The organism is Acidovorax sp. WCS2018Noco2-16, assembly GCF_031843945.1.
Classification (GTDB): domain Bacteria; phylum Pseudomonadota; class Gammaproteobacteria; order Burkholderiales; family Burkholderiaceae_C; genus Paracidovorax.
Map to the genome: position 1 here is coordinate 96,175 of NZ_JAVTJJ010000002.1, position 12,686 is coordinate 108,860.

Below are 12,686 nucleotides of genomic sequence, written 5' to 3' on the forward strand. Positions count from 1 at the left end.
AACATGGGAAGAATCATTGGCATCGATCTGGGCACGACCAACAGCTGCGTCGCCATCATGGAGGGCAACACGACCCGCGTGATCGAAAACAGCGAAGGCGCCCGTACGACCCCCTCCATCATTGCCTACCAGGAAGACGGCGAGATCCTCGTCGGCGCCTCCGCCAAGCGCCAGGCCGTCACCAACCCGCGCAACACGATCTACGCCGCCAAGCGCCTGATCGGCCGCAAGTTCGAGGAAAAAGAAGTCCAGAAGGACATCGACCTCATGCCCTACACGATCACCAAGGCCGACAACGGTGACGCCTGGGTGGAAGTGCGCGGCAACAAGCTGGCACCGCCGCAGATCAGCGCCGAAGTGCTGCGCAAGATGAAGAAGACCGCCGAGGACTACTTGGGCGAGCCCGTGACCGAGGCCGTGATCACCGTGCCTGCGTACTTCAACGACGCCCAGCGCCAGGCCACCAAGGACGCCGGCCGCATCGCCGGCCTCGACGTGAAGCGCATCATCAACGAGCCCACCGCAGCAGCGCTGGCCTTCGGCCTGGACAAGCAGGACAAGGCCGACCGCAAGATCGCCGTGTATGACCTGGGTGGCGGCACGTTCGACGTGTCGATCATCGAGATCGCCGACGTCGATGGCGAAAAGCAGTTCGAAGTGCTGTCCACCAACGGCGACACTTTCCTGGGCGGCGAAGACTTCGACCAGCGCATCATCGACTACATCATTGCCGAGTTCAAAAAGGACCAAGGCGTTGATCTCTCCAAGGACGTGCTCGCCCTGCAGCGCCTGAAGGAATCGGCCGAGAAGGCCAAGATCGAGCTGTCGAACTCTGCGCAGACCGACATCAACCTGCCCTACATCACGGCCGATGCCTCAGGCCCGAAGCACCTGAACATCAAGCTGACCCGCTCCAAGCTGGAAAGCCTGGTCGACGAGCTGATCGAGCGCACGATGGCCCCTTGCCGCATGGCGATCAAGGATGCCGGCATCAGCGTGTCCGACATCAACGACGTGATCTTGGTCGGCGGCATGTCGCGCATGCCCAAGGTGCAGGACAAGGTCAAGGAATTCTTCGGCAAGGAACCCCGCAAGGACGTGAACCCTGACGAAGCCGTGGCCGTGGGTGCCGCCATTCAGGGCCAGGTGCTGTCGGGCGATCGCAAGGACGTGCTGCTGCTGGACGTGACGCCGCTGTCGCTGGGTATCGAAACCCTGGGCGGTGTGATGACCAAGATGATCACGAAGAACACCACGATCCCGACGAAGTTTGCACAGACCTTCTCGACCGCCGATGACAACCAGCCGGCCGTGACGATCAAGGTGTTCCAGGGCGAGCGCGAGATTGCCACCGCCAACAAGCTGCTGGGCGAGTTCAACCTCGAAGGCATTCCGCCATCGGCCCGCGGCACGCCGCAGATCGAGGTGTCTTTCGACATCGACGCCAACGGCATCCTGCACGTGGGCGCCAAGGACAAGGCCACCGGCAAGGAAAACAAGATCACCATCAAGGCCAACTCGGGTATTTCCGAGGAAGAGATCCAGAAGATGGTGAAGGACGCCGAGCTGAACGCTGCGGACGACAAGAAGAAACTGGAACTGGTCCAGGCGCGCAACCAGGGCGAAGCCGCCGTGCACAGCGTGACCAAGAGCCTGTCCGAGCACGGCGACAAGCTGGACGCGGGCGAGAAGGAGCAGATCGAATCTGCCGTGAAGGCGCTGGAAGAAGTGCTCAAGGGCGAGGACAAGGCTGCGATCGACGAGAAGACGACCGCGCTGATGGCCGCCAGCCAGAAGCTGGGCGAGAAGATGTACGCCGACGCACAGGCCGCGCAAGCCGCCGCAGCAGGCGGAACTGAGGCCGCAGGCGGCCCATCGGCCGGTGGTGGTGCATCGCACTCCGCGGGCGCGGCACCCCACGACGACAACGTGGTGGACGCCGAAGTCAAGGAAGTGAAGAAGGGCTGATTCTCCGCGCGAGCGGGATCTGCTCACCGCCGCGCCGGGCTCCTCCATCGGAGCCCTGAGCGCGGCGTTCCTGTTCCAACGAGGCTGGAAAAGACATGTCCAAGAGAGACTATTACGAAGTGCTGGGTGTTCCCAAGAACGCCTCGGACGAAGAGATCAAGAAGGCGTATCGCAAGCTGGCGATGAAGCACCACCCCGACCGCAATCAGGGTGATGCTGCCAAGGCGGCCGAGGAGCGATTCAAGGAGGCCAAGGAGGCCTACGAGATGCTCTCGGACCCGCAGAAGAAAGCGGCTTACGACCAGTACGGGCATGCGGGCGTGGACCCGAACATGCGCGGACCGGGCGGCCCCGGCGCGGAAGGCTTCGGTGGCTTTGCCGAGGCCTTCGGCGACATCTTCGGCGACATGTTCGGCCAGCAGCGGGGCGCGGGCGCAGGGCGCGCGGGCGGCCGGCAGGTCTATCGCGGCAACGACCTGAGCTACGCGATGGACGTCACGCTGGAAGAAGCCGCCAAAGGCAAGGATGCGCAGATCCGCATCCCGTCGTGGGAGTCGTGCGAGACCTGCCACGGCAGCGGCGCCAAGGCCGGCACCAGCGCCAAGACCTGCACCACGTGCTCGGGCTCCGGCACCGTGCAGATGCGCCAGGGTTTCTTCAGCGTGCAGCAGACCTGCCCGCACTGCCGCGGCACGGGCAAGATCATTCCCGAGCCTTGCATCACCTGCCACGGCCAGGGCAAGGTCAAGAAACAAAAGACGCTGGAAGTGAAGATTCCGGCCGGCATCGACGACGGCATGCGCATTCGCAGCACCGGCAACGGCGAACCCGGCACGAACGGCGGCCCGCCGGGCGACCTGTACATCGAGATCCGCCTGAAGAAGCACGACATCTTCGAGCGCGACGGCGACGACCTGCACTGCCAGGTGCCGGTGAGCTTCATCACCGCCGCGCTGGGCGGCGAGATCGAGGTGCCCACGCTGGCAGGCAAGGCGGCCATCGACATTCCGGAAGGCACCCAGGCCGGCAAGCAGTTCCGCCTGCGCGGCAAGGGCATCAAGGGTGTGCGCTCCAGCTATCCGGGCGATCTGTACTGCCACATCGCGGTAGAGACGCCGGTCAAGTTGACCGAGCACCAGCGCAAGCTACTGAAAGAACTGGACGAGTCGTTGAAGAAAGGCGGCGGCAAGCATTCACCCAGCGGTGAAAGCTGGACGGACAAGTTGAAGAATCTGTTCACCTGACCGCGCTGTGATCGCCAGGTGCACACCTGGCTTGTCTCTGTCGATGACCGCTCCGCGCTTCCTGGGCCCGGGGCGGTTTTCTTTTGGTGCAGGGCGATGGCTAACGATCCGAACCACTTGGAAAGCACGCGCGCCTGACTCGGGTGGCCGGCGGAGTCACGTCGTGCAAAGCTGCACGGCTGTAGAACGCATGACTGCTATTTTTTTCATAGCTTCTTGCGCCTGATGGATAAGCGATTCAGGTACCAATGATTCTCAGAGCCACAAGGGTCAAGCGCTAGCAGCTCACTATTTAATAGCATCTGCGCTTCGATGGCCCCACTTGCGATGGACGACATCGCATTTCACGATGGCGGCCTCTCGTTCTCTGAAGGAAAATGCCGCTCACTTCTCCAAACGAGAAGCAAGAACATCCTCCACCCGATGAAAAACTCAGAGCGCAGTTTTGCGCGCCGTATCGACCTCACCTCGCTGCAACTGTTCGTGGCCGTCTGCGAACTGGGCAGCATCGGGCGGGCGGCCGAGCGTGAATTCATCGCAGCTTCAGCCGTCAGCAAGCGCCTGTCCGATCTGGAAACCGCCGTCGATACCGCCCTGCTTTACCGCCACAGCCGCGGCGTCACGCTCACGCCGGCGGGCGAAAGCCTGCTGCACCACGCGCGCACCGTGCTGTTCGGGCTCGAGCGCATGCAGGGCGAGTTGAGCGAATACGCGGGCGGCGTGCGCGGGCACGTGCGCATGCACGCCAACATCTCGGCCATCGTGCAGTTTCTGCCCGAAGACCTGGGCGCCTTCTCGCGCATGCACAGCCAGATCAAGATCGACCTGCAGGAACACCTCAGCCCCGCCGTGCTGCACGCCGTGCGCGAAGGCGCGGCCGACCTGGGCCTGTGCCACACCGGCGCGGTCGAGGGCAGTCTGGAAGGCCTGCAAAGCCGCCCCTACCGCAGCGACCGGCTGGTGGTGGTGGTGCCGCACGGGCACCCGCTGGCCGAGCGCGAGGCCGTGGCGTTCAGCGACGTGCTGGATTGGGACATCGTCGGCCTGCATGCCGGCAGCAGCATCAGCCTGGCGATGCGCCAGGGCGCCGCGCAGTCCGCGCGCCCGCTGCGCCAGCGCATCCAGGTGACAGGCCTGGACGCCATGTGCCGCATGATCGACAACGGCCTGGGCGTCGGCCTGCTGCCCGACCGCGCCTTTGCGCTGATGCAGGGCGTGGGCCGGCTGCAGGCCGTCGCGCTGAACGAGCCCTGGGCCGAGCGCCAGCTGCAACTGGTCGCGCGCGACTTCGACACGCTGCCCGTCACTGCGCGCCTGCTGGCCGAGCATCTGGCCGCACCGCCTGAGCCGGCACCGGCCGCCATCGCGACCAGGGGCGCGGCGATCCTAGAATCCGATCCAGTGGGCCCATAAGCCCTCCGGTAACACCCTTTCCCCACGCCAAGAAAAGAGACCCGCCATGGGACGCACCCTTTACGACAAGATCTGGGACGAGCACGTCGTCCACACCGAAGAGGACGGCACCTCCATCCTCTACATCGACCGCCATCTGGTGCACGAAGTGACCAGCCCGCAGGCTTTCGAGGGCCTGCGCGAGGCCGGCCGCAAGGTCTGGCGCATGAGCTCCATCGTGGGCACGGCCGACCACAACACGCCCACCACCGGCTGGGAAAACGGCTACGACGGCATCACCGACCCGATCAGCAAGGAACAGATCACCACGCTGAACGACAACATGGCGCAGATCACGCCGGCGGCGTTCTTCCCGTTCATGCACAAGCGCCAGGGCATCGTGCACGTGATCGGCCCTGAAAACGGCGCCACGCTGCCCGGCATGACGGTGGTGTGCGGCGACAGCCACACCAGCACGCACGGTGCGTTCGGCGCGCTGGCGCACGGCATCGGCACCAGCGAGGTCGAGCACGTGATGGCTACGCAGACGCTGCTGGCCAAGAAGGCCAAGAACATGCTGGTGCGAGTGGACGGCCAGGTGGCGCCCGGCGTGACGGCCAAGGACATCGTGCTGGCCATCATCGGCAAGATCGGCACGGCCGGCGGCACGGGCTACACCATCGAATTCGGCGGCTCCGCCATCCGCGCGCTCAGCATGGAAGGCCGCATGACGGTCTGCAACATGGCCATCGAGGGCGGCGCACGCGCGGGGCTGGTGGCGGTGGACGACAAGACCATCGAGTACGTGAAGGGCCGGCCGCTGTCGCCCACGGGCGTGGAATGGGACCAAGCCGCGGCGTACTGGAAGACGCTGCATTCCGATGCGGACGCGCAGTTCGACACGGTGGTCACGCTCAACGGGGCCGACATCGTGCCGCAGGTCACCTGGGGCACGTCGCCCGAAATGGTGCTGGGCGTGGACGCCCGCGTGCCCGACCCCGACAAGGAAAAAGACGCCAACAAGCGCGGCGCGATGGAGCGCGCGCTGACCTACATGAATCTGCAGCCCGGCAAGGCGCTCGCCGACATCTTCGTGGACAAGGTGTTCATCGGCAGCTGCACCAACAGCCGAATCGAAGACATGCGCGAGGCCGCCGCGCTGGTCAAGAAGCTGGGCCAGAAAGTGGCCAAGAACATCAAGGTGGCGATGGTGGTGCCGGGCTCTGGCCTGGTCAAGGAACAGGCCGAGCGCGAAGGCCTGCACGAGATCTTCAAGGCCGCCGGCTTCGAATGGCGCGAGCCCGGTTGTTCGATGTGTCTGGCGATGAACGCCGACCGGTTGGAGCCGGGCGAGCGCTGCGCTTCCACCAGCAACCGCAACTTCGAAGGCCGCCAGGGCGCGGGTGGTCGCACGCACCTGGTCAGCCCCGCCATGGCCGCGGCGGCCGCCGTGCACGGCCACTTCGTGGACATTCGCCAGTTCGCCTGATTCCCTCTTTTGTAAGGAGCTCGCCGTGAAAACCATCACCGCCCTGTTCGCGCTGGCTACGGCCTTGGCGCTGTCTGGCTGCAACACCGTCAAGGGCATGGGCCAGGACGTGCAGCGCGCCGGTGGCGCCATCGAGCGCGCCGCGAAGTAAACACCCCGAGAGACAAACATGCAGCAATTCACCATCCACCAGGGCCTCGTCGCGCCCATGGACCGCGAGAATGTCGACACCGACGCGATCATTCCGAAGCAGTTCCTCAAGTCGATCAAGAAGACCGGCTTCGGCGTGAACCTGTTCGACGAATGGCGCTATCTGGACCAGGGCGAGCCCGGCCAGGACCCGACCAGCCGCAAGCCGAACCCAGACTTCGTGCTGAATCAGCCGCGCTACGCGGGCGCGTCCATCCTGCTGGCGCGCAAGAACTTCGGTTGCGGATCGAGCCGCGAACACGCGCCGTGGGCGCTGGACCAATACGGCTTTCGCGCCGTGATCGCACCCAGCTTTGCCGACATTTTCTTCAACAACTGCTTCAAGAACGGCCTGCTGCCCATCGTGCTGCCCGAGGCTACGGTGGGCCAGTTGTTCGACCAGGTGCATGCATTCCCGGGCTACGAACTCACCGTCGACCTGGAGCGTCAGGTCATCGTGCCGCCGCAGGGCGACGAGATCCCGTTCGAGGTGAACGCCTTTCGCAAATACTGCCTGCTCAACGGCTTCGACGACATCGGCCTGACGCTGCGCCAGTCTGACAAGATCCGCACCTTCGAGGCCGAGCGCCTGGCGACCAAGCCCTGGCTGGCGCACACGATGGCGTCGTGACGCGGCGCCGCGTTGTCTTCGGACAGTTTATTAGTCAAATTGGCCTCTAGCGCTTTATGGATAAGCGCTGCCAGCTATCAAAAGAGAAGCAAAACATGAAAATCGCAGTGTTGCCGGGTGACGGCATTGGTACCGAAATCGTCGCGGAAGCCGTCAAGGTGCTGGAGGTGCTGGACCTGCCCTTCGAGATGGAATCGGCCCTGGTGGGCGGCGCCGCCTACGAAGCGCACGGCCATCCGCTGCCCGAATCCACTTTGAAGCTGGCGCAAGACGCCGACGCCGTGCTGTTCGGCGCCGTGGGCGACTGGAAGTACGACAAGCTCGACCGCCCGCTGCGGCCCGAGCAGGCCATCCTGGGCCTGCGCAAGAACCTCGGCCTGTTCGCCAACTTCCGCCCGGCCATCTGCTACGAGCAACTGGTGGGCGCATCGAGCCTGAAGCCCGAACTCATCTCCGGCCTGGACATCCTCATCATCCGCGAGCTGACGGGCGACATCTACTTCGGCCAGCCGCGCGGCCGGCGCACCGCCGTGGACGGGCACTTTCCCGGCGCGGAAGAAGCCTTCGACACCATGCGCTACAGCCGCCCGGAGATCGAACGCATCGCGCACGTGGCCTTCCAGGCGGCCCGCAAGCGCAGCAAGAAGGTCACCAGCGTGGACAAGGCCAACGTGCTGGAAACCTTTCAGTTCTGGAAGGACGTGGTGACAGAAGTGGGCCAGCAGTACCCTGACGTGGAGCTGCAGCACATGTACGTGGACAACGCCGCCATGCAACTGGTGAAGGCGCCCAAGGCCTTCGACGTGGTGGTCACCGGCAACATGTTCGGCGACATCCTGTCGGATGAAGCATCCATGCTCACCGGCTCCATCGGCATGCTGCCTTCGGCCAGCCTGAACAGCAAGAACCAGGGCCTGTACGAGCCCAGCCACGGCAGCGCGCCGGACATCGCCGGCAAGGGCGTGGCCAACCCGCTGGCCACCATCCTCAGCGCCGCGATGATGTTGCGCTTCAGCCTGAACCAGGAAGCAGCCGCCCAGCGCATCGAAAAGGCCGTGCAGCGTGTGCTGGAGCAAGGCCTGCGCACGCCCGATATCTGGAGCGAAGGCACCACCAAGGTGGGCACGGCGCAAATGGGCGATGCGGTGGTCAAGGCGCTGGCATAAGCCGAAGCTTTCAGCGGGCGAACGCATTCGCGTGAGGGCATCACAAGAGGCCGCAGCGAAACTCAACGCGGCGGCGCAGGCGTGGAGCCGGCGTGGCCCTTGCCACAGCCCCGGCCGTGCCTCTCGCACGACAAAGCATCGGCCGCCCGGTGGCTTCCGCTACAATCGTCGGCTATGTTTGCCGCCCGCCCGTTCGCCCTGAACACCACCACTGCCCTGCTGGCAGCCGTGGCCGTGCGCGCAATCACCACCAAAACCACGACCATTACGGGCTGACCTAGCTCCGGTATCGTCGTGCGCCCCTCCTGGCCTAGACGAGCCGGGCAGGAACAGTCCCGGTCGGGCATTGTTTCTTCTTAACTGAGTAGGGGTGTTGAAAATGAGCAAGTTGGTAGGTCTGGTCGGCTGGCGCGGCATGGTCGGCTCTGTTCTCATGGATCGCATGCAGGCCGAGGGCGACTTCGGGTTGATCGAGCCTATGTTCTTCTCTACGTCCAACGCGGGCGGCAAGGCCCCAGCGCAGGCCAAGAACGAGACCACGCTCCAGGACGCGTTCGACATCGACGCGCTCAAGCGCTGCGACATCATCCTCACCGCCCAGGGCGGCGACTACACCAGCGAAGTGTTCCCCAAGCTGAGGGCGGCCGGCTGGAACGGCCACTGGATCGACGCGGCCTCCACCCTGCGCATGAAGGACGACGCGGTCATCGTGCTTGACCCGGTCAATTTGTCCGTGATCAAGGACGCGCTGGCCAAGGGCGGCAAAAACTGGGTTGGCGGCAACTGCACCGTCAGCTGCATGCTGATGGGCGTGGGCGCGCTGTACAAGGCGGGCCTCGTCGAGTGGATGAGCACGCAGACTTACCAAGCGGCCAGCGGCGGCGGCGCGCAGCACATGCGCGAGTTGCTCACGCAATACGGCACGCTGAACGCCGAAGTGCGATCGCTGCTCGACGATCCCAAGAGCGCCATCCTGGAAATCGACCGCAAGGTCATCGCCAAGCAGCGCAGCCTGTCGGAAGCGGAAACGGCCCACTTCGGCGTGCCTCTGGGCGGCAGCCTGATCCCCTGGATCGACAAGGATCTGGGCAACGGCATGTCCAAGGAAGAGTGGAAGGGCATGGCCGAGACCAACAAGATCCTGGGCCAGGGCGACGGCTTCGGCAGCCCGGCCGTGCCGGTCGATGGTTTTTGCGTGCGCGTGGGCGCCATGCGCTGCCACAGCCAGGCGCTGACCTTCAAGCTGAAGAAGGCCGTTCCGGTGGCCGACATCGAAGCCATGATCGCGGCCGACAACGAATGGGTGAAGGTGGTGCCCAACACGCGCGAAGCCACGATCAAAGACCTGACGCCCGTGGCTGTGACTGGCACCATGACGATCCCTGTCGGCCGCATCCGCGAACTGGCAATGGGGCCCGAGTACATCGGCGCATTCACGATTGGCGACCAGCTCCTGTGGGGCGCGGCAGAGCCGCTGCGCCGCATGCTGCGCATACTGCTCGACGCATAAGAAAGAACGGCCCCAAGCGGGCCGTTTTCTTTTGCCGCTCGCTTGTCATGCGTGAGCACCACGCCCACCGGTTTACACTGCGCCGCGTTGTACCGCACCAACAAGAAAATAGCTTGCAGACCTGCTGAAACCGCGCCAGTGCAGCAGGCCCAGCCGCTTGGCTTGTCACTGCAAAGCATTGATGCTATTGTGCTTTTTACATATTCTCACGTGCCTTGGCGGAACCAAATCCGCCAGGGCTGAACGCTCCGGCCACCTTGGCAGGTGCCAACCTCTTCGCTGATGGCTCAAATGCATCGTTGGAAACTTTCCGCCCTGGCCGCCGCGGCCATTCTGTCCGCCGGCCTGTACGCCACCGATGCTTCCGCTCTGGCCCTTGGACGGGTCACCGTTCAATCAGCGCTCGGCGAGCCGCTGCGTGCTGAAATCGAGCTGCCACAGATCACCCCAGCCGAGGCCGACTCCCTGCGTGCCACGCTGGCCTCGCCGGACGTGTTCCGCTCCCAAGGCCTTGAATACACGCCCACGCTCAACGGCGTGCGTATGGCCTTGCAAAGGCGGGCAGATGGTTCGATGGTGCTGCGCCTGAACAGCGACCGGCCCATCAACGACCCGTTTGTCGATCTGGTGATCGATGCGTCGTGGAATTCCGGGCACATCGTGCGCAGCTACACGATGCTGTTCGACCCGCCGGCCACGCGCCGCCCGGCCCCTGCAGTCACTGCATCGCCGCAAGTCACCGCACCGCCTGTGGCAGCCGCCACGACGGCGCCGGCTCCCGCAGTCGCTGCAACGCCCCAGCCACAGCGCCCGGCCGTGACGGGCTCTGCCCCACCGGCTCCGGCACCTGCCGCTGCCCCACGTCCAGCCGCCACGGCAGCGTCTTCTCGGCCTGCACCTGCACCCGCAGCAGCGGACGAAGTGACTGTGCGCGCAGGCGACACCGCGGGCCGCATCGCCAATTCCAACCGGCCTTCGGGCGTGTCGCTGGACCAGATGCTGGTGGCCATGATGCGCGCCAATCCTGATGCGTTCGTCGGCGGCAACGTCAACCGGTTGCGTGCCGGTGCCGTGCTGCAGATCCCTGATGAAGTGCAGGCGCAGACCACGCCGCCCGCGCAAGCGCGCCAGATCATCGCGGCGCAAAGCCGTGACTTCAATGAATTCCGCCGCCGCCTGGCGACGGCAGCCCCCGCAGCCCAGGTGGCTGCGGCGGATCGCGCCGCCAGCGGGTCGGTGCAGGCCCAGGTCGATGACCGCAAGCCCACAACGGCAGCCCCCGACAAACTCACGCTATCCAAGGGCGGCGTGCAGGCGAACAAGGCCGATGACCAATTGGCCAAAGACAAGCAGGCCAGCGAATCCGCGGCCCGCATGGCCGAGTTGTCCAAGAACATCTCCGACCTCAACAAACTGAATGCGGCCTCAACCCCTGCACCGGCGGCTGCAAACGCTGGCGCGGGCGCCACCGCAGCAGTGACGGGCGCCGCGGCCACGGCGGCGCAACCGGGTGCTGCCGCTCCAGCCTTGCAGCCCAGCGCCAGTTCACCAGCCGCTGCGGCGACGACTCCCGGCGTGACGGCGTCTGCACCCGCATCGCCTGCCTCTGCCGCCAGCCCCGCTTCGGCAGCTTCTGCTGCGGCAGCCACCGCCACAGCGGCGGCCACACCGGCGGCCGTACCTTCAGCTGCCCCGGCTGAAGAGCCCGGTTTTGTTTCTACGCTGCTGGAAGATCCCCTAGTGCCCGGCGTGGCGCTTGCACTCATCCTCGCCCTGCTTGGCTATGCCGGCTATCGCTCCGCACAGCGCCGTCGCGCTAGCTCGGGAGTGGACAGCTCCTTCATGGAAAGCCGGCTGCAGCCCGACTCGTTCTTCGGCGCCAGCGGCGGCCAGCGCATAGACACCGCCAACAGCGAGTTGACCACCGGCTCTTCGATGGCGTATTCGCCCAGCCAGCTCGACACGGGCGGTGACGTGGATCCCGTGGCCGAAGCCGATGTCTACCTGGCTTACGGCCGCGACCTGCAGGCCGAAGAAATTCTCAAGGAAGCTGCGCGCCACCATCCGGAACGCACGGCCGTGTACGCCAAGCTGGCTGAAATCTATGCCAAACGGCAAGACCGCAAGGCCTTTGAAGTGGTGGCCAACGACGTGCTGCGGCTGACCGACGGCCATGGCCCGGACTGGAACCGCGTGGCCGACCTGGGCCGTGGCCTGGATCCGGACAACGCGCTCTACCAGCCAGGCGCTCGCCCCTCGCTGGGCGGACAACCCGATTTCGTCGCCTCGATCCCAACCGGCGGCTTTGCCAGCACCTTGTCGAACGCGCCAACTCCCGGCGGTGGTCCGCAGGCAGCCATGCCACCTGACCTCGATCTGGACTTGGATCTTGATCTGCCCGACGATGCGTTGACGGAAGCGCCACCGGCACCTCCAGCGACTGCTGCCGCTCCAGGCGCCTTTGCCCTCGCAGCCGCAGCGGCTGCCGGCGCCGCCGCGGGCACTTACGCCGCGTCTGCTTCCTCTGCCGCGCCATCCGCTGAACTGCAAGCCGAAGCACCGGCGCCGATGCCTGCACCCGCACACGTAGATGAGCCGACCCCTGAGCTGGATCTTTCCGGACTCGACCTGCCGGACAGCGAGTGGGATCGTCCAGGCGCCTCCACCGAGCCCACGCCGCTCAGCGCCTCTCCTGCCGGTACCATCGACGCGCCTGAATTCGCTGCCAGCGACCTGTCGCTGCTCGATTCCGGCATCACGCCGCTGGATCAGGACGGTAAGCCGCTCGAGCCGCGCGACTTCGATCTGGGCGACCTTTCGCTGGATCTGGACAGCCCCACCGAACCGGCCCGCGCTCAGCCTGCGCCCACGCTCGCCGAGCCAGCGATCACCAGCTCGGCCCTGCCTGACGACCCGTTGGCCACCAAGCTGGCGCTGGCCGAAGAGTTCAACGCCATCGGTGACAGCGAAGGCGCTCGCACGCTGATCGAAGAAGTCATCGCCGAGTCTTCTGGCGAGTTGAAGACACGGGCCCAGCGCCTGCTGTCCGAACTCGGCTGATGGGACTGCGCGGCACACCGCCCTCCATTTTTCGGGT

General features: G+C 65.3%; 9 protein-coding genes. All 9 read left to right on the forward strand.

The genetic code is table 11. The annotated features are described in order from the left end of the window. The first annotated feature begins 3 nt into the window (after positions 1–3). The 9 genes from dnaK (at position 4) to RQI28_RS05870 (ending at position 12,649) form a co-directional block, all read left to right on the forward strand. Entirely contained in the window at positions 4–1,968 is a 1,965-nt protein-coding gene (gene dnaK, locus RQI28_RS05830; RefSeq protein WP_311221675.1) for a molecular chaperone DnaK, read from the forward strand. Between the two features lie 95 nt (positions 1,969–2,063). Further along, positions 2,064–3,212: a molecular chaperone DnaJ gene (gene dnaJ, locus RQI28_RS05835; RefSeq protein WP_311221676.1), complete on the forward strand. Its 1,149-nt coding sequence runs from the start codon at positions 2,064–2,066 to the stop codon at positions 3,210–3,212. A 423-nt stretch (positions 3,213–3,635) separates the two neighbouring features. Further along, positions 3,636–4,625 (forward strand): LysR family transcriptional regulator, encoded by a 990-nt coding sequence (locus tag RQI28_RS05840; protein ID WP_311221677.1) that lies wholly within the window; start codon positions 3,636–3,638, stop codon positions 4,623–4,625. Between the two features lie 46 nt (positions 4,626–4,671). Continuing rightward, a complete protein-coding gene (gene leuC / locus RQI28_RS05845) occupies positions 4,672–6,093 on the forward strand; it encodes a 3-isopropylmalate dehydratase large subunit (protein ID WP_311221678.1) in 1,422 nt (473 codons plus the stop codon). A 34-nt stretch (positions 6,094–6,127) separates the two neighbouring features. Then, positions 6,128–6,244 carry an entericidin A/B family lipoprotein gene (locus tag RQI28_RS05850; RefSeq protein WP_404976883.1) on the forward strand — a complete coding sequence of 39 codons (117 nt, stop codon included), beginning with the start codon at positions 6,128–6,130 and terminating at the stop codon, positions 6,242–6,244. An 18-nt stretch (positions 6,245–6,262) separates the two neighbouring features. Beyond that, the gene (gene leuD, locus RQI28_RS05855; RefSeq protein WP_311221680.1) at positions 6,263–6,913 is read left to right on the forward strand and encodes a 3-isopropylmalate dehydratase small subunit; all 651 of its coding nucleotides are present in this window, start codon (positions 6,263–6,265) and stop codon (positions 6,911–6,913) included. Positions 6,914–7,008: 95 nt separating this feature from the next. Further along, positions 7,009–8,079 (forward strand): 3-isopropylmalate dehydrogenase, encoded by a 1,071-nt coding sequence (leuB, locus tag RQI28_RS05860; protein WP_311221681.1) that lies wholly within the window; start codon positions 7,009–7,011, stop codon positions 8,077–8,079. 379 nt (positions 8,080–8,458) lie between these two features. Beyond that, positions 8,459–9,589 carry an aspartate-semialdehyde dehydrogenase gene (asd, locus tag RQI28_RS05865; protein ID WP_311221682.1) on the forward strand — a complete coding sequence of 377 codons (1,131 nt, stop codon included), beginning with the start codon at positions 8,459–8,461 and terminating at the stop codon, positions 9,587–9,589. A gap of 291 nt (positions 9,590–9,880) precedes the next feature. Continuing rightward, complete coding sequence (locus tag RQI28_RS05870) at positions 9,881–12,649, forward strand: FimV/HubP family polar landmark protein (protein WP_311221683.1); 2,769 nt, start codon at positions 9,881–9,883, stop codon at positions 12,647–12,649. Positions 12,650–12,686 lie beyond the last annotated feature (37 nt).

Excerpts from the sequence above, each read along its gene's own strand:
- dnaK (WP_311221675.1), top strand. The coding sequence starts at position 4 with ATGGGAAGAATCATTGGCATCGATCTGGGCACGACCAACAGCTGCGTC.
- RQI28_RS05870 (WP_311221683.1), top strand. The coding sequence starts at position 9,881 with ATGCATCGTTGGAAACTTTCCGCCCTGGCCGCCGCGGCCATTCTGTCC.
- leuC (WP_311221678.1), top strand. The coding sequence starts at position 4,672 with ATGGGACGCACCCTTTACGACAAGATCTGGGACGAGCACGTCGTCCAC.
- leuD (WP_311221680.1), top strand. The coding sequence starts at position 6,263 with ATGCAGCAATTCACCATCCACCAGGGCCTCGTCGCGCCCATGGACCGC.
- leuB (WP_311221681.1), top strand. The coding sequence starts at position 7,009 with ATGAAAATCGCAGTGTTGCCGGGTGACGGCATTGGTACCGAAATCGTC.
- dnaJ (WP_311221676.1), top strand. The coding sequence starts at position 2,064 with ATGTCCAAGAGAGACTATTACGAAGTGCTGGGTGTTCCCAAGAACGCC.
- asd (WP_311221682.1), top strand. The coding sequence starts at position 8,459 with ATGAGCAAGTTGGTAGGTCTGGTCGGCTGGCGCGGCATGGTCGGCTCT.
- RQI28_RS05840 (WP_311221677.1), top strand. The coding sequence starts at position 3,636 with ATGAAAAACTCAGAGCGCAGTTTTGCGCGCCGTATCGACCTCACCTCG.